This is a genomic window from Sneathiella limimaris, assembly GCF_012932565.1.
Lineage (GTDB): Bacteria > Pseudomonadota > Alphaproteobacteria > Sneathiellales > Sneathiellaceae > Sneathiella > Sneathiella limimaris.
The window spans coordinates 2,354,482-2,372,612 of record NZ_JABBYJ010000001.1 but is presented as its reverse complement, the minus strand read 5'-3'; the positions used below and the strand labels follow the sequence as shown (position 1 = coordinate 2,372,612).

Annotated in this window: 16 protein-coding genes; 6 read left to right on the top strand and 10 right to left on the bottom strand. The window is 46.7% G+C overall.

What is annotated here, in order from left to right; all coding sequences use genetic code 11:
- Positions 1–7: 7 nt before the first annotated feature.
- The 3 genes from HH301_RS11535 to gabD form a co-directional block, all read right to left on the bottom strand.
- The gene (locus tag HH301_RS11535) at positions 8–1,387 is read right to left on the bottom strand and encodes a class II 3-deoxy-7-phosphoheptulonate synthase (protein ID WP_169569053.1); all 1,380 of its coding nucleotides are present in this window, start codon (positions 1,385–1,387) and stop codon (positions 8–10) included.
- A 156-nt stretch (positions 1,388–1,543) separates the two neighbouring features.
- Positions 1,544–2,902, bottom strand: a complete 1,359-nt coding sequence (gene gor / locus HH301_RS11530) for a glutathione-disulfide reductase (RefSeq protein WP_169569052.1) — start codon at positions 2,900–2,902, stop codon at positions 1,544–1,546.
- A gap of 37 nt (positions 2,903–2,939) precedes the next feature.
- Positions 2,940–4,421, bottom strand: coding sequence for an NADP-dependent succinate-semialdehyde dehydrogenase (gene gabD / locus HH301_RS11525; protein WP_169569051.1), 1,482 nt, complete (start codon positions 4,419–4,421; stop codon positions 2,940–2,942).
- 148 nt (positions 4,422–4,569) lie between these two features.
- Here gabD and HH301_RS11520 point away from each other — a divergent pair, with 148 nt between their 5' ends.
- Both HH301_RS11520 and HH301_RS11515 read left to right on the top strand, forming a co-directional pair.
- Positions 4,570–5,502, top strand: coding sequence for a cation diffusion facilitator family transporter (locus HH301_RS11520; protein ID WP_169569050.1), 933 nt, complete (start codon positions 4,570–4,572; stop codon positions 5,500–5,502).
- Between the two features lie 52 nt (positions 5,503–5,554).
- Complete coding sequence (locus HH301_RS11515) at positions 5,555–6,058, top strand: PAS domain-containing protein (RefSeq protein ID WP_169569049.1); 504 nt, start codon at positions 5,555–5,557, stop codon at positions 6,056–6,058.
- A gap of 67 nt (positions 6,059–6,125) precedes the next feature.
- On the opposite strand, the gene HH301_RS11510 is transcribed toward HH301_RS11515, so the two are convergent.
- The 4 genes from HH301_RS11510 to glmU form a co-directional block, all read right to left on the bottom strand.
- Complete coding sequence (locus tag HH301_RS11510) at positions 6,126–7,502, bottom strand: amino acid kinase family protein (protein WP_169569048.1); 1,377 nt, start codon at positions 7,500–7,502, stop codon at positions 6,126–6,128.
- Between the two features lie 106 nt (positions 7,503–7,608).
- A complete protein-coding gene (locus HH301_RS11505) occupies positions 7,609–8,226 on the bottom strand; it encodes a hypothetical protein (protein ID WP_169569047.1) in 618 nt (205 codons plus the stop codon).
- A gap of 91 nt (positions 8,227–8,317) precedes the next feature.
- The gene (gene glmS, locus HH301_RS11500; protein WP_169569046.1) at positions 8,318–10,141 is read right to left on the bottom strand and encodes a glutamine--fructose-6-phosphate transaminase (isomerizing); all 1,824 of its coding nucleotides are present in this window, start codon (positions 10,139–10,141) and stop codon (positions 8,318–8,320) included.
- 32 nt (positions 10,142–10,173) lie between these two features.
- Entirely contained in the window at positions 10,174–11,511 is a 1,338-nt protein-coding gene (gene glmU, locus HH301_RS11495; RefSeq protein ID WP_169569045.1) for a bifunctional UDP-N-acetylglucosamine diphosphorylase/glucosamine-1-phosphate N-acetyltransferase GlmU, read from the bottom strand.
- Positions 11,512–11,626: 115 nt separating this feature from the next.
- On the opposite strand from glmU, the gene gph reads away from it, so the two are divergent.
- Positions 11,627–12,298, top strand: a complete 672-nt coding sequence (gph, locus tag HH301_RS11490; RefSeq protein WP_169569044.1) for a phosphoglycolate phosphatase — start codon at positions 11,627–11,629, stop codon at positions 12,296–12,298.
- Here the strand turns inward: gph and HH301_RS11485 are convergent.
- Entirely contained in the window at positions 12,285–13,262 is a 978-nt protein-coding gene (locus HH301_RS11485) for an alpha/beta hydrolase (RefSeq protein WP_169569043.1), read from the bottom strand. The genes gph and HH301_RS11485 overlap by 14 nt on opposite strands.
- A gap of 132 nt (positions 13,263–13,394) precedes the next feature.
- Positions 13,395–14,195, bottom strand: coding sequence for a crotonase/enoyl-CoA hydratase family protein (locus HH301_RS11480; protein ID WP_169569042.1), 801 nt, complete (start codon positions 14,193–14,195; stop codon positions 13,395–13,397).
- A gap of 133 nt (positions 14,196–14,328) precedes the next feature.
- Here HH301_RS11480 and HH301_RS11475 point away from each other — a divergent pair, with 133 nt between their 5' ends.
- The 3 genes from HH301_RS11475 to HH301_RS11465 all read left to right on the top strand — a co-directional run bounded on the left by HH301_RS11475 (position 14,329) and on the right by HH301_RS11465 (position 17,228).
- On the top strand, positions 14,329–15,579 hold the full coding sequence (locus HH301_RS11475) for a D-amino acid dehydrogenase (RefSeq protein WP_169569041.1): 1,251 nt from the start codon (positions 14,329–14,331) through the stop codon (positions 15,577–15,579).
- 46 nt (positions 15,580–15,625) lie between these two features.
- Entirely contained in the window at positions 15,626–16,516 is an 891-nt protein-coding gene (locus HH301_RS11470; RefSeq protein ID WP_169569040.1) for a DMT family transporter, read from the top strand.
- Positions 16,517–16,601: 85 nt separating this feature from the next.
- The gene (locus HH301_RS11465; RefSeq protein ID WP_169569565.1) at positions 16,602–17,228 is read left to right on the top strand and encodes a pyridoxamine 5'-phosphate oxidase family protein; all 627 of its coding nucleotides are present in this window, start codon (positions 16,602–16,604) and stop codon (positions 17,226–17,228) included.
- Positions 17,229–17,258: 30 nt separating this feature from the next.
- Here HH301_RS11465 and HH301_RS11460 read toward each other — a convergent pair whose 3' ends face one another.
- Complete coding sequence (locus HH301_RS11460; protein WP_169569039.1) at positions 17,259–18,131, bottom strand: nitrilase-related carbon-nitrogen hydrolase; 873 nt, start codon at positions 18,129–18,131, stop codon at positions 17,259–17,261.

The following is an 18,131-nucleotide window of genomic DNA, read 5'->3' as shown; positions in this document are numbered from 1 at the left end:
TTCGAGACTAGGATGCCGTTGCAGCGACCCTACCATCTCCTCTTTCATTTTTCAGCATTTCCGCAATCAGGAATGCAAGTTCCAAGGCTTGGTTGGCATTTAAGCGCGGGTCACAGGCTGTATGATACCGATCGCTCAAACGCTCCTCTGTCACTTCAAAGGCACCGCCGAGACATTCTGTTACATCCTGACCTGTCATTTCGAAATGAACGCCACCTGCATGAGTTCCCTCTGCATTGTGTACTTCGAAAAACTCCCGGACTTCACTCAGGATCCGGTCGAACGGCCGGGTTTTATAGCCTGTCGATGATTTAATCGTATTCCCGTGCATCGGATCACAAGACCAAACAACCTTGCGGCCTTCTTGCTCAATTTTGCGGATCATTGCAGGCAGATGCTTGTCCACATTCCCAGCACCAAATCGGCAAATTACAGTTAGGCGTCCAGGATCATTTTCTGGATTTAGCTTATCAATAAGACGCAAGAGCGTGTCAGGGTCCTGTGACGGGCCTGCTTTCACCCCAATTGGGTTACCGACACCTCGCAGGAATTCGACATGTGCTTCATCAGGATCCCGAGTCCGATCTCCAATCCATAGCATATGCGCTGATGTGTCGTAATATTCACCAGATGTACTGTCGACACGGGTCAAAGCCTGCTCATATCGTAGAAGCAATGCTTCGTGAGACGTAAAGAAATCAGTCTTACCCATCTGAGGCGTATTTTCAGCCGTTACACCGCAAGATTCCATGAAGGCCAATGCATCTTGAATACGTTCGGCCATTTCCCGGTACCGTGCACCTTGTGGCTTGCTGGCGACAAAACCCATATTCCATTGCTGAACCTGATGAAGGTCTGCATAACCACCTTGGGCAAACGCGCGAAGCAAGTTCAGGGTTGAGGCTGCCTGAGAATATGCGGTTAGCATTCTGCGAGGATCAGGCACGCGACTTTCTTCATCAAAATCAAAACCGTTGATAATGTCGCCGCGATAACTTGGCAGTTCCACACCATCAACTGTCTCCGTGTCCGAAGATCGTGGTTTAGCGAATTGCCCCGCAAGGCGACCAACTTTAACCACTGGGCGATTGCCGCCATAAGTCAGAACAACAGCCATCTGCAATAGAACCTTAAAGGTATCGCGAATGTTGTTTGGATGGAATTCAGTAAAGCTCTCGGCACAATCACCGCCCTGCAAAAGGAAAGCTTTCCCTTCAACAACCTTTGCCAGTTGTTTTTTCAAATTCCGGGCTTCACCTGCAAAAACAAGCGGAGGAAAGTTTTTCAAGTCTTCCTCAACCGAATTCAATACCGCTTCATCCGGATATGTCGGCACCTGCCTGATCGGCTTGCTTCTCCAGCTTTCAGGGGTCCATGTTTTTGACATCGTCTCTATTCCTTAAGGTGAATCCTTGTAACCTAATATATAAGCTTGTAATTTCTACAGTCTTTTGCCAGTAACGCAACGCCTAAAGCCACAAAATTACAGGAAAAAGTGGGGAAAATAGTATTTTCGTGAAATTTCAAAGGCGTTCCGGCAACTTTATGAGTCGCCGGTATATTTCTCGCGCATTGTGACCAACTCTTCTGCTAGGGTTGGATGAACGCCAACGGTTGCATCAAACTGCTCTTTCGTCGCGCCCATTTTCACAGCCACTCCGAAGCCCTGAATTATTTCCCCTGCATCAGCACCAACCACATGCACACCAAGGACTTTGTCTGTCTCCGGATGAACAATCAGCTTGCACATAGCCCGCTCACTCCCCAATGTGATGGTCTGTTTCATCGGGCGAAATTCGGACTTATAAATATCCACGTCACCATATTTTTCACGAGCTTCCGCTTCGGTCAGGCCGACAGTTCCTACCGGTGGCTGAGAAAAGACTGCAGACGGTACATTACTGTGATCAAAAGCACGGGGTTTGCCAGCAAAAACCGTTTCAGCAAAAGCCATCCCTTCATGAATAGCAACCGGCGTTAGTGCAACTCTATCCGTCACGTCACCAATGGCGTAAATATTGTCGACTGACGTCTTGGAATATTCATCAACAACAACAGCACCGTTCGGTTTCAGATCCACACCAACATTTTCAAGTCCCATCCCGGCAGTATTAGGTCGGCGGCCCGTCGCATACATAATGGCATCCGCTTCAATCACGCCTCCATCTTCGAGGGTAATTTTCAAACCATCAGTCGTTTTTTCAATCTTGGCTGGATTGGCATGTGTGCGAAGGTCAATTCCCTTCTTGGTGATTTCATCGGCCACCATCTGCTGAACATGATGATCAAAGCCGCGCAAGATCTGCTCGCCTCGGTAAAGCTGGATTACATCCGCACCTAGGCCGTTAAAGATACCCGCAAACTCCACCGCGATATAGCCACCACCGACGACGACGACACGTTTTGGCATTTCCTCCAAATGGAAGGCTTCGTTTGAGGAAATTGCATACTCAATACCTTCAACCTCCGGCATCACAGGTGTTCCACCGGTTGCAATGAGAATATATTTTGCAGTGACTGTCCTCTCGCCCAATTTAACGGTATGAGCGTCAATAAGTTCAGCACGATTTTCAAACAGCTCAACGTTATTGTTGGAGAGTATGCTGTAATAGATGCCATTAAGGCGATCAATTTCAGCATCCTTGTTTTTGATCATGGTCTTCCAGTCATGAGTGGCCTTTCCAACCGACCAACCATAATTTGCGGCGTCCTCAAAATCCTCAGAAAAGTGACTGGCATAGACGAATAGCTTCTTCGGCACGCATCCGCGAATAACACAGGTTCCCCCTACACGATACTCCTCCGCTATCGCGACCTTTGCACCGAAAGAGGAAGAAATTCGAGACGCTCGAACACCACCGGAGCCTGCTCCGATGACAAAAAGATCATAATCATAAGACACTTAGCTTATTCCTTTAATTTCTGTAACGCGCCCGAAGTTATTTATCCAAACCACCAAGGCAGAGATATTTAATTTCCAGATAATCATCAATTCCGTATTTTGAACCCTCGCGGCCAATACCGGATTGTTTGACCCCACCAAAAGGCGCAACTTCTGTCGAAATAATGCCGGTATTGATGCCAACGATGCCATACTCAAGACCTTCGCCCACACGCCAAATCCGACCAATATCTCTCGCACAAATATAGGCTGCCAAACCGAACTCTGTATCATTGGCCAGGCGAATAGCCTCTTTCTCCTCGCTGAAGCGATAGAGCGGCGCCATCGGGCCAAATGTTTCTTCCTTGGACACCATCATATCTGGGGTAACATCTGTAAGAATTGTTGGCTCAAAGAAAGTCTGACCTAATTCATGACGTTTCCCACCGGTAAGGATTTTCGCACCTTTTGAAAGAGCATCTTCGATATGACGCTCAACTTTTTCAACGGCCGCCTGATTAATCAGTGGGCCTTGAGTCACACCATCTTCAAGACCGTTACCAACCTTGAACTCTTTCACTCTTTCGGCCAAACGATTGGCAAAAGCGTCATAAATGCCATCTTGAACATAGATACGGTTCGCGCAAACGCATGTCTGCCCAGCGTTCCGATATTTTGAAGCAATTGCAGCCTCAACCGCGTCATCAAGATCTGCATCATCAAACACGATGAACGGTGCATTGCCGCCAAGCTCCATAGATGTTTTCTTGACGGTGGAAGCACATTGTTCCATCAGAATCTTGCCAGTTGCAGTGGAGCCAGTGAAAGTCAGTTTGGTGACAATCGGATTGCTGGTCATTTCGCTGCCAATGGCTTGCGGAATACCTGTCACAACACTCAGGATACCAGCTGGAACCCCTGCCCGCTCTGCCAGAACCGCCATCGCAAACGCAGAGTATGGTGTCAGTTCTGATGGTTTAATGACCATTGGACAGCCCGCTGCTAACGCCGGCGCCGCTTTACGGGTAATCATGGCAATCGGGAAATTCCATGGCGTGATCGCGACGGTCACACCAATCGGCTGCTTAATGACAATAATACGCTTGTCGCTCTGATGCTCAGGGATTGTATCCCCGTAAATACGTTTTCCTTCCTCGGCAAACCATTCGATGAAGGAAGCCGCATAGGCAACCTCACCTTTGGCCTCAGCCAAAGGTTTACCCATTTCCATGGTCATCAACCGCGCCAAATCATCTGCATTTTCAAGAAGTAAATCATTCCATTTCCGCAAGATGGTCGCCCGCTCTTTTGCGGTTTTGGCTGCCCATTCCGGCATGGCATCGCGAGCGGCTTCAATAGCCCGGCGGGTTTCATCAGCACCCATTTCAGGCACTGTTCCGATAACTTCACCTGTGGCTGGATTGGTAACGTCGATGGTCTTGCCGCTGTCCGCATCTGACCAGACACCGTTGATCAGGCCTTGCTGACGGAAAAGAGACGGATCTTTTAAGTTCAGAGGGTTTGTTACATTGTCCAACATGTCAGGGGTCTCCCAGGTTACTCTTATCAATTGAGGCCGGAGTTTAGGGCAGAAAAGAAGTGGCTGCAATGCTCAATGATTTGCAAATCCCTGAACACTTTTATAAGTTGCAAAAACAGGTTTTTTACCACCATCCGAGAGGGACGTCATGGCCAGTGGTTCTAAAAAGGTTATTTATGCAGCACTATTAGGCAACGCCCTTATCGCTGTCAGTAAATTCACTGCCGCTACTGTCACTGGAAGTTCAGCCATGTTAAGTGAAGGCGTTCATTCCCTCGTCGACACGGGCAACCAAGGCTTAATGCTTCTCGGCCTGAAAAGGGCCCAGAAAGGTCCTGATCAGAAACACCCTTTTGGGTATGGGATGGAGATTTACTTCTGGTCTTTCATGGTGGCGATCCTTATTTTCGCCCTTGGCGCTGGCATTTCAATCTATGAAGGTTTTCATGCAATTCAGGATCCGCACCCGCTGAATAACGTCGTGTGGAACTACTCTATTCTTGGCCTTGGAATTGTGTTTGAGGGTTGGGCATGGAGCGTCGCCTATCGGGAATTCAAGAAAGTTATCGGAGATCAATCCATTTGGTCGGCCATTCAACGGAGTAAAGATCCCACCATTTTTACCGTCCTTCTGGAGGACACCGCAGCCTTGACCGGCTTGGTGGTGGCGATGCTCGGCATCTATTTATCTCAGGCCCTCAACATTCCTGAGTTGGACGGTGTGGCTTCCATCCTTATCGGCTGCATTCTAGCCTTGGTGGCGATCCTCCTTTCCATCGAATGTAAAGGACTTCTAATCGGAGAGGCAGCCACAAAAGAAACCCGGCAAAGCTTGGAAGAAATTGTCAGATCCGGTGATGGTATCCTCGCCGTCAATGAGATCCTCACCATGCATCTGGGACCCACAGATATCCTTGTCACAATGAGCGTTGATTTTCAGGATGGCCTGACAACCGAAAGGGCCGAGCAAACGATTTCCGACCTTGAAAAGGAGATCAAATCCAAGCACCCGTTTGTGAAACGACTGTTTATTGAAGTCCAAAGCGTTAAAGGACATCTGGAAAGTGCAACGATCAATTAAGATCCTTCACTTATCATATGAGTTTCTGTAAAGATTTCCTGTGAGTATTTGCGTGACGAACGACCTTCAGGCTGACATTGAAAAAAGAGAAGATAACCTTCGGAACATCAAAAGTGTAAAGCTTCTTGATATTGAGGACCTCACCCTGGAACCGACCATAACCCTCTATAATTGGTGGAGTTCATTCTCGCCCCAAATTCCAACGCGGGAACAGTTTGATATTTCTCAGGTCCCTTCTATTGCAGCAAATATCTATCTGATTGAACGATTTAATCCTGGTCACTACGACTATCGGCTCTGCGGTGATCTCGTTGGTGACCTCATTGGCAGACATTACCGGGAGCATCCAATCATGCTGAATAGCCCCGCCTTTGAGGATCAAATTCTCGCTGAATATCTAGATATGATTAGTACAGACAAGACTGCTTATAAATGCACTGGCGATCTCAGCTTTGTCGACCGCCAGTATATCCAGTTTGAAAGTGTTGATTGCCCATTAGTAAATTCTAAAGGGGAAATCACTCATTTCGTAGGCGCGCTTGGTCAGAAAAGTTAGATGTCTGCATCCTCACCCATAACAGTGGATCCATCTTCCAGCTTCAACACAATATCATTAGCTTTCATCACGGCATATCTTCCAGAGTAACCAAGCGCTTTTTCAATATCAGAGTTTCCAACCCCTTGATTGTAATAACGTCTTCTAGGCTATGCTCCAAAACGCCCCAGCCTACCAACTGCAACGACGCTCCTTTCAAGTAACGCTTGATACTGACGACTTCTCCCCTATCAGCAGATCCTGTCGTACTAAACACATGATGAGGCTCTATATTTCCACTCACATAATTTTCACCAACAATAATGGCTCCATGACTGATTGAACCCTTTTTCATAATATTTAGTTTTCTCACTTCAGCGGGAGTGAAACTTGTTTGGAAGAGGGTGCTTGGTAATTTACCGTCAAATAAGGCTTTCAAGTTTCCAAATTCCTTTTCATCACCTCTTTTAAGCTTCTGTTTTAAACCCTGCTTCAACCTCTCTATTTCAACCAAATCTCTCTCTGCGGCGTCTTCTAAATTTTTAAGTTCAGCCCTGCAATTAAGATTTTGCTTTTCAAAACCAAATACTTTTACTACATCTCGGCCACAGGCAATAAATAGATCACACCCTGCTTCTATTGCTATCTGTGCAGCGTTAACTTTAGTCGCCATGCCGCCAGTTCCCACATCTGAACCAGCACCTCTTGCGCCCTCTCGATGTTCTGCCGAAACACCTTTAGTTAAGCTTAGAAGTTTTTGATCAGGTCTCGCAAAATTCTCATAATATCCCAAGATATCAGTCAGCAGAATAACGGCGTCGGCAGAAACAACCTCCGCGACCAAAGACGCCAAACTATCATTATCACCATACCGAATACCGTAAGTCGTTACGGCATCATTCTCATTGATGATGGGTACAACTCCCCTTTCCAGCATTTTCAAGATTGTCTTGCGAATATTATGACGACGACGCGGCTCCTTTGTGTTTAGTGGTGTCATTAAAACCTGACCAACTTTATATTGTTTGATTTGAGTTTCTTTCTCTGGTCTTAAGCGAGCGTAGCCATTCCCTTCCCGTTTGAGAGGACAGCCAAAAGCATGGGCATAGTAACTCATCAATTCCGGATTGCCGACTGCAGCCGCGGCCTGTTTATCTTCAAGGGATTCTCCACCCTTTGACTGTTCCAGCATCGCTCTGCCCAATCCAACCGCCCCGGAAGATACAAATATTAGTCGTTTTTTTTCCGCCTCCATCAAATGACGCATATCACCAATGATCCAATTCATTCGATTTTCATCGATTACATCATTTCCATTGTCGTCTTTTCTCAAAATCAGAGAAGAACCAATTTTTATGACTATGCGTTTGGCCCTGCCAAGAATTTCTCTCTTTTCCTGTTGCTTAGGATCCTTCATATCTTGATTATAAAAAAATTCGGTCTGCCCTACGTGCTCTCCAGACATTTGCAATTCCTTTCTTGACCAAAACTGCAAAACGCACTGAAAGGGATCTGTGTGAAAAAGAAAACCGGGCCTTTGGAGCCCGGTTTCTGTTTAGCTAATTTATCTTTTAATGAAGAATATGAACAACCGTAGTTCGCCCGTCCTCAACGGGATAACTCTGTTCTTCCAAATCATGAACATGAATATCTTCTGCATGACTGTCGGATAGGATTGAAAGTGCTTGTCTTTCCTGTTTGACATTATGAATACGGATCCAAACGGGTATACCGCCGTGATTAATCTGTTCATCAAGATCAACTTTTGATCTCGATTTTAACCAGATGCTTCCTTGCATACCCAACAGGAAACCGACTAACCCTCCAATCCCAGAGCTAAGGATGGTGTTCATCATTGAAAACTCAAGAGAGATACCAATAGCCAAGCCAGCCATCGTCAAAACATATGTCGGCAAGCCGATAATTGCGCCTTGCGCATCCCCGAGCGATTGTGGATCGATAAACGCATTCCTTTTTACTTTCGGATCATCTTCTGTTTCACGGGTATCAATCTGATCCCTTCTTCGACTTCTGGATTGCAGATCATGATAGTTCAAAAGACTAATTTCAGATCGATCAAAGCCTTCCTGTTGAAGCTGATCAATACATTCGTAGAAGGAAGAGATATCGGTAAAGACGCCAACCGCTTCCCTAATCGGGGGCGACTCCGGTGTAACCATACGCTGCATGCTGAACCTCCTAATTTAGACGGGCCCCACTCCCTTTACTTAAGGATATAGGGCAATCAATCAGAAGGAATAGCCGCTGGGTTTTACCGCCCTACTCTACTGTCACCGATTTTGCCAGGTTTCGTGGTTGATCAACATCGGTTCCTTTAAGAACCGCGACATGATAAGCCAGAATTTGGACTGGGATAGCATATAAGATCGGGGCGACAAATGGATTTACCTTTGGAAGAGTAATTGTCCCCATAGCTTTCCCGCCTAACTTCTCGACCCCCTCACTATCAGAGAGAAAAATCACCTTAGCATTTCGGGCCATGACTTCCTGCATATTCGACGCTGTTTTTTCAAAAAACTCGTCTGAAGGGGCAACAACAATGACAGGAACAGCGTCATCGAGCAATGCGATGGGTCCATGTTTCAATTCACCAGCGGCGTACCCTTCCGCATGGATATATGAGAGCTCCTTAAGCTTTAGCGCCCCTTCCAGGGCAATCGGATAGCCGGGGCCACGGCCAATGTAGAGAATGTCCCGACATTCAAAGAGATCCGCCGCAAGTTTCTGTATCTTCTCATCATGTTCCAGAATATCTGCCGTTCTGGAGGGCACTTCCGTCAGTGCCTGGCAAAGTACCGCCTCTTCCTGGTGATCCAGGGTTTGGCGTTTTTTACCCGCGTGAATGGCAATGCAAGCTAACGTGACAAGTTGACAGGTAAACGCTTTCGTCGATGCAACCCCGATCTCTGGTCCTGCCTGAGTATGGAAAACCATATCAGACTCACGCCCCATAGAGCTTTCCTCTACATTTACAATCGAGGCAATAAACTGTCCTTGCTCACGTGCATAGCGAAGCGCTGCTAACGTGTCGGCTGTTTCTCCGGATTGGGAGATAAAGAGCGCTAGTCCCCCTTTTGGTAGAGGCATGTTGCGGTAACGGAATTCCGAAGCAATGTCGACTTCCACCGGCAGATGAGCCAGTTTTTCAAACCAGTATTTTGCCACCATTCCTGCATAGTATGAGGTACCGCATGCAACAATGGTCACTTTGGTCAATTCATTCCAGTCAAATGGAAGATCTGGAAGAGAAATGCTTCGAGTTTTGGGGTTAAAGAAGCTGTTGAGGGTATCACCGATGACAGCCGGCTGTTCAACGATTTCCTTCATCATAAAATGACGATGATTGCCCTTACCTATCATGGCACCCGTTAATTGGGTCAGCTTAATATCCCGGCTAACGACGGCGCCCGATTGATCATGAAAAACGGCTCCCTCTCTTGTCAAAACGGCCCAATCATCCTCTTCCAAATAGGATATCCGCTGGGTTAGCGGCGCCAGTGCCATTGCATCAGACCCAAGGAACATCTCGCCGTCCCCCCAGCCAACCGCAAGAGGAGCTCCACGCCGAGCACCAATCATCAGATTATCATGGCCTTTAAAAATCACGGCTAGAGAGAAAGCACCATGGAACTTGCCAAGCGCAGCCTCAACCGCTTTTTCTGGTGATAAACCATCGTCGAGAAAACTTGTGATAAGCCATGCAGCGACTTCTGTGTCGGTTTCGGATTCAAATGTGTAATTGCGATCTACGAGCTCTGCGGCGAGTTCTTGGTAATTCTCAATGATACCATTGTGAACCAACGCAAGCTTAGTCGTCATATGGGGATGGGCATTAGTCTCATTAGGAACGCCATGGGTTGCCCAGCGGGTGTGCCCAATTCCAGCCAAAGCCTCCAGTGGGTTTTGCCTGACAACTGCTTCCAGGTTTTTCAACTTTCCTTCTGCCCGTCTTCGGTCCAATTCCCCCTCAGACTGAACTGCAATTCCCGCGCTATCGTATCCCCGATACTCAAGGCGCTTAAGCCCCCCCAACAATGAAGGCACGACATTATCTTTTCCTAGAACACCAACGATTCCGCACATGGATATTTCTTCTCAATTAATCTGTTAATGACTTAGGATTTTAAGCGGGCTTTGAGGGCGCGAAAACGCGATGCCCATCCTGGTTTCTGTACTTCATTTGCTCTCTCAACAATAAGAGCATCATCTTCAACTGTTTTGGTGACAGTACTACCCGCGCCAACAATTGCGCCTTTTCCAACGCTAACTGGCGCAACCAAAGCCGTGTTAGAGCCTATAAATGCTCCAGCCCCGATTGTTGTCTGATATTTGTCATAACCATCATAATTACATGTTATTGTTCCAGCTCCGATATTCGCCTCGGAACCAATAGTTGCATCCCCGATATAGGAGAGATGGCTGACTTTAACGCCTTCGGCAAGATCTGATTTCTTCACTTCAACGAAATTACCGATTTTTACATCCGTCCCCAGATTAGCACCTGGTCTCAAGCGGGCGAAGGGACCGATTTGAGATCCGGAACCGACGTGACATCCTTCAAGATGGGAATTGGCTTTAATGCGCGCTTCAGCACCGACTTTGACACCTGGACCGAAGAAAACGTTTGGTTCCACGAGCACATCTTGTCCAAGTTCCGTGTCATAACTGAAAAATACTGTATCTGGATCAATGAGGGTTACCCCACTATCCATGGCAGCCAGCCGCCAGATCCGCTGGATGATTTTTTCAGCTTCAGCCAATTGTACTCGACTATTAACGCCAAGAAGTTCAAGTTCATCGCCAATAACAAATTTACAAGTTCGGTCCGCTTTTCGCGCTATTTCAACGACATCTGTCAGATAATATTCACCTTTGGCATTATCATTCCCAATTGCCTCAATCAGCTCGCGGATGACGGCACCATCTATTGCCATTACACCGGAATTACATAACCGGCTTTTACGCACCTGTTCAGAAGCATCAGCAAATTCAACGATTGCATCCAATTCATCGTCCGAAGAAGACACTAATCGCCCATACTCCAACGGATCTTCAGGCTCGAACCCCAATACAACCACTGCCGGATTGTCGGCTCCCTCCCTCACATTGATCATCTGTGTTAGTGTTTCTTCGCTAATCAGCGGCGTATCACCGTATAAGATGAGGACAGTCCCCGCAAAGCCATCCAGCTCGTCCAGAGCGAAAGAAACGGCATGTCCCGTCCCTTCAGCCGTAGGTTGAACAACTGTTTTTGCCGGAGCAACAACTTTCGCAACATCTGCCATGTCAGGAGAAATTACAACGATCGGTGTCTCAGCGCTAATTTTAGAAACCGTTCCCATTAAATGAGAGATCATCGGTTGCCCACCAAGCGCATGAAGCACCTTTGGTTTTTTGGATTTCATCCGGCTGCCCATCCCCGCAGCCAGTATTACGGATTTTACCGCTGTCATCTTTTTGCCCGTAAATTAAAAAAGTCTGCCCAAGTATACCGATTTAAGGTTGAACGCAATCTGGCACAGAGTGTACCTTCTCGCCAAATCACAACGTGTTACTGGATTTTTCAAAATGTTTCCATTGCGTATTCTGTTCGACCTTGACGGTACTCTCCTTGATACAGCACCTGATCTTCACAAATCATTAAATTACTGCCTAAAATATCAAGGACGAGAGGAAGTTTCTCTTGAGAGTGTTAAACACATGGTGGGTCAAGGAGCCAGAAACCTCCTGATACGAGGTTTGAATGCAACCGGTGGCATGGTAGAAGAAGCCCAGCTTGACCATCTTTTCGAAGTCTTTCTTGAATATTACGGAAAACATCTCTCTGACGTCAGTGTTCCGTTTCCGGGTGTCATGAATGCCCTTGAAACACTGAAAGCAAAGGGTTGCGAAATGGGCATTTGCACTAACAAACCTGTCAATTTTGCACGGGAACTCTCCACTGATTTTGGCATGGACCCTTATATTTCAGCAATTACCGGTGGGGATAGTTTTGACTTTAAAAAGCCAGACCCTAGACATCTTACACTGACACTAGAACAAATGGGCGGCAAGGACTTACCAGTTGTTATGGTTGGTGACAGTAACAATGATATTGATGCAGCAAAGGCTGCTGGTTTTGCCAATATCGCAGTTAGCTTTGGCTACACCGACACACCTCCTCGTGAACTCGGCGCTGACATAGTCATCGATCATTTTGATGAGCTGGTGGATGCATTGGATGCACTCAGTCACGGCTAGCGAATAGAGGAAGCTGGTTCACTTCATTCCCTGAAGGGATAGAACGCGTTTTGATCCAGCTTTCGATATCATTCCAAACGACTTCTGCCTGCAAATCCCGCATCAATAAATGCCATCCATCCTCGTAAAGCACAACATCCGCACTCTTTGGCAGCCTCGCGACCACGTCTTCAACAGGCGATTTCGGTATAATTTCGTCATTGGCCCCATAAAGAACCAATAGAGGCAGTTTCAAATTCTCTGCGCTGTCATAGGCACGATCCATCAAACCAACTAATCCATAGACCGCATCAATCCGTGTTTCTTTAATAAACAATGGATCCCGTCCCAGATTACGAAGCACCGAAATATTGTCAGACGCCTGTATGCCAAGCCCGCTCCCAGAAGCCGTCCAAGAGGGGAATAGATGAGCAGCTGCCCACAAAGATGTTCGATAGAAAGGATTTAGAGATTTCCAACCCCACACAGCAGGTGCAGACAGAATTATACCATCGACTGCTGGAAATCCGGGTTGCGTCACTGCAGTCATGACAACAGCACCGCCCATACTCTCTCCCAACAGGTATATTGGACTATCTGGGTTTTTCTGGCGAACGAGAGAGACGATTTGGCTAAGATCATTCAAAAGCTGCTCTGTACCAGGCCAGACTCCGACATTTTCAGATTCTCCAAAACTTCTTTGGTCATAGGCAATCGTCGTAATGCCTCGCTGCATCCACCAGCTAGCCGGGAATGCAAAGCCATTGCGATAGTCATTAAATCCATGTACCGCGATGACAATCGCTTTTTCAGGGTCTAATGATTTCCAGGTTTTTAAGGGGAGATCTACACCATCAGGGGCTTGAAACTGAGCCTCCTGTAACGTGGCCGGGCGAAATGCCTCTTTCGAGGGCTGTATTTTTGGGCTGCATGCAATCAATAGCAAAGCAGAAAAAATAAATAGGACGAAGGAATAAGGTTTCATTCTCATCTCAGTCCAAATAGCCAATAACGTTGCGATGTCGATGATATAGGTAGGAAACTATCAAAAACCCACTTTAGATACATTTCCAAAATTTACAAAAAAGGGCGGCAAAAGCCGCCCTGATATATACCTCTATTTACCTTTGAAATCACCATCGCGCTTTTCAAAAAAGGCATTAATGGCTTCCATGTGATCCTCTGTGTAATGACTCAAAGCCTGGAAACTGGCTGATAATTCCAGGAGACTGTCCAATCGCGTATGCTCCCCTTCTCGCATTAGCTTCTTGGACAAACGCAATGCATGAGGTGGATTTTTCGCAATTCTGCCTGCCAACTCATTGGCAGCAGACATCAAGTCTTCATCCTCTACGACCCGGGAAACCATTCCCCATTCAAGAGCCGTATCCGCGTCAATCATGTCACCTGTAAAGGTTAGCTCAGCGGCGCGACTTCGTCCGATCGTCCGTGGCAGGAACCAGGCCCCGCCATCGCCTGGGATAATTCCCAGCTTCACGAAGCTTTCTGCAAATTTGGCCGATTTTCCAGCAATTCGAATATCGCACATGCAGGCCAAGTCACAACCGGCACCAACTGCAGGACCGTTGACAGCAGCTATTGTTGGAACTTCAAGATTGTAAAAAGCTAGCGGAATTTTTTGAATTCCATGGCGATACCCTTGACGTAGCTCTGTTGGGATCCCGGCAAACAAACCTTCTCGGTCACGCATATGCTTGACGTTACCGCCCGCAGAAAAGGCCTTACCCTTACCCGTCAAAATCACGCACCGGACAGAATTATCTGAATTGATCCGGTTCGCCGCATCTAAAAATGCAGTGAAGATGAGATCGTCGGAAAGGGCATTGCGCTCCTCTGGACGATTGATTGTGAGGGTTACAATTCCCTCATTCTGTTCATAAATTAATGGTTCAGTCATGGTGAGCAAACTTTAGTTCTTTTTAGCCCGAATGCAAACAGGAACCTCCCACAGCAGAATTTTTTCATTGAGAACTATCAAAACCATTCTATATGTTGCCTCCGAAACTCTAAGACCTTAGGACATTTTCATCGTGAGAATTGCCATCATCGGTGCAGGCCTTTCCGGCGTAACGACAGCTTATCATCTGGCGAAAGACGGCCATGAAGTAACCGTATTCGATCGAAACCACCAAGTCGCAACAGAAACCAGTTTCGCAAACGGTGGTCAAATCTCAATCAGCCAGCCTTTTCCTTGGAATAGCCCTGATGTTCCTATGAAAATCCTTAAATGGCTCGGACGACAAGATGCCCCACTCGTCTTAAAGCTACAAACAGATCCTTACCTTTGGAGTTGGGCGATACGATTTCTTATTAATGCGCGATCAGGACCGTTTTACAAAAATGCACTTAAAAACCTGAAGCTGGGAATTTTTGGTAAAGAAGTTCTGGTTAAGACCGTTGAAGACGAAAATCTATCTTATCAAAGAGAAACCCGCGGCATTCTGAAGCTTTTTTCAACCAGCAAAGCTGCTAAAGAAGCTCAAAGACAACAAAAATGGCTACAGCAAAATGGATTTGTACAAGAGTTATTAGACCGCACTGCATGCGAAAAAATTGAACCCGCCATCGAAACGTCAAATCTCAACATCCTTGGCGGAACATATTCCAAAATGGATGAAAGTGGAAACGCCCACGAATTCGTTGTTCAACTCGAAAGCGTTTGCCGTAAAATGGGTGTCACATTTGAAATGGGGCAAGCAATTACAGGAATGGACGCTAAAGGAGCCTCTATAAATTCGCTCTATGCCGGAAAGGACCGTAGACATTTTGATGCATATGTTCTTTGTGCCGGCTCATTCAGCCCCCTGCTCGCTAAATCTGTTGGCCTGAAACTCCCAATATATCCAGTAAAAGGGTATTCCGTCAGTATTCCTATCGCCCAATCCAACACAGCACCCTGGACCAGTATCACAGATATGGAAAATCACGTGGTTATCAGTCGGCTTGGTTCTCATTTGCGGGCAGCTGGAACCGCTGAGATCAATGGTTATACAACCGAGCCCAATCAAACTCGGGAAAATATGGTCTTGGATGCTGTTCGAAGCCTATTTCCAAATGCTGGTGATTTTGATGCGGCTGAACGCTGGTGTGGTCTTCGACCCATGACCCCTGACTGTGTCCCTCTCATAGGCAAAACCCAATACAGCAATTTATTCCTCAATACCGGACATGGTCATTTGGGTTGGACACTCAGTTCAGGCTCAGCAAAACTTCTTTCTGACCTGATTGGAAACAAACAACCGCAACTTGACATTACGGCCTATTCAGTGGATCGTTTTTAAGCTGCTAACCAATAAAACCATTAAATCGCGGCGGAAACGGATCCTCATGACGGCTGAGCAAGTCACTAAAATTATCCCACAATCCTACAAAGGTATTCTCCTTTACTGCACAGCGATCACCATGTTCGTGATCATGGATTCGATCGTCAAATATGCCAACCAGACTTATGAGCCATTGCAAGTTGTCTGGGCCCGATATTTTTTCCACATGGTTCTAATGACCTTGGTATTGGCCCCAAAATTGCGAATGAAGCTCGTCAAAACGGCAAAGCCAAAGCTTCAGATATTCCGCTCCATGCTTTTGCTTGGAGCCACCATGTGTTTCTTCACCGCGCTAAAATTTGTTCCGCTTGCGGATGCGGGTGCAATGGCCAGTACCTCGCCTCTTTTCGTTACTGTTCTCTCTGTCCTCCTCTTAGGCGAAAAAGTCAGTTTTCGCCGCTGGACAGCCGTCTTGATTGGGTTCTGCGGCGCCTTGATTATTCTAAGGCCAGGACTTGGCGTGGTTCACCCAGCTATGTTCCTGGTTGTTTGCATGTCCGTTTTTTATGCCTCCTATCAAATTGCGACCCGTAAGCTCGCCGGAGTTGATAGTTCCTACACGACAATCTTCTATACAGCCCTCGTTGGGACAATTGTCATGAGCTGCATAGCGCCTTTCTTCTGGGTTCAACCGGATCTTTTTGGATGGGGGATGCTAATTGTTATTGGTTTGATAGGCGGTGTTAGCCACTTCATTATTATTCTGGCTTTTAATTACACTGCGGCGTCGACCGTTGCCCCCTTCTCATATACACAATTGATTTCTGCTGCAATTATTGGATATTTCGCATTTGGAGACCTGCCAGATGAGTTTACAATTCTCGGCGCTGTGATAATCGTCTGCAGCGGTCTTTATATCCTTTATCGTGAGCGTAAAATCGATCCAAACACTTGAAAAGTGTCAATTATCATTCACACAGTTTAGGTTGAATAACGAGCATGTCAGGATTATTGTTGGGCAACCAACATCCTGAATGGACCTGCCCAACATGCCTGAAAACCTCATCACTGACATCGATGCTCTGCAAAAGCTATATGGCGACATCAACCCGCTATCGTTGGAAAAAGAAACTATTTACCTGACTGATGATTATCGGGCCTGGATCGAAAAAAGCCGCTTCTTTGCGCTTGCCACAGGGGGCGTGGATGGCTTGGATTGCTCTCCTCGGGGTGACCAGGAAGGCCAAGTTTTAAAAATTCTGGACGATAGAACTCTTCTTATCCCTGACCGAAAAGGCAACAATCGACTGGATAGTCTGAAGAATATCATCAAGGATCCCCAAGTCGGGTTGTTGTTCCTTATCCCCGGCATTAATGAGGCGCTTCGCATTAATGGGCGGGCTGTTATTACGACAGATCAAAACCTAATTGACCTTTTTGAACTGAAAGGTTCCCTTCCCCGTTCCGTAATTCACATCGAAATTGAAGCTGTCTACTTTCAGTGTGCACGCGCACTCATTCGGTCAGACTTGTGGAATCCTGACGCCCAATTTGAAAAGTCACAGGTTCCGACGGCCGGGAAAATGATGAAAGCAGCTAAGTCGGACTTTGATGGTGATGCTTATGACAGCACACTCCCGGAAAGACAACGGTCAACCCTCTACTAAAAAAGGGCCCGTTTGGGCCCCTTTTCATATCTAGCTAACACCACCATCAGCAAGATCCCCATAGGTTTCCGGTCTACGATCCCTAAAGAATTGCCAGTTGTTCCGAATTTCCCGGATCATATCCATGTCCATATCAGCAACAATCAGTTCATCCTGATCTTCGGAAGCTTGCGCTATGATTTCACCGCGCGGGTTAACCACATAGGAAGAGCCATAAAACTCGCCAATATTCCATGGTGCCTCGGTTCCGACGCGATTATTTGCCCCGATATATACACCGTTGGCCACGGCAGATGCTGGTTGCTCCAACTCCCATAGATATTGGCTGACACCTTTTACAGTAGCGGATGGATTTACAATATATTCTGCGCCATTCAATGCGAGCGCCCGCCAACCTTCTGGAAAGTGACGATCATAGCAAATGTAAACACCGAGCTTGCAATAGGCCGTTTCAAACACTGGCCAACCTGAGTTACCAGGACGGAAAAAGAATTTCTCCCAAAAACCTGCCACCTGAGGGATATGTGTTTTCCGGTATTTCCCTAAATAGGTCCCGTCTGCATCAATAACCGCTGCAGTGTTGTAATAAATGCCTGTTTTTTCTTCCTCATACATGGGAACGACGATCACCATGTTGTATTTTCGGGCATATTCCTTCATCAGATTAACTGTTGGTCCATCTGGAATTTTTTCAGCAGCAGCATACCACTTGGCATCCTGTGAAGGGCAAAAATAGGGTTGATTGAAAACTTCCTGGAAGCTTAGAACCTGAACACCCTGCTCTCCAGCCTTTTCAATGTAGGGAATGTGGGCTTCAATCATCAGATCACTGATTTCTTTCGGAGACATATCAGTGTTCCCCTTAAGCCCAAGTTGTATCAAACCGGCTTTTACATTTGCCAT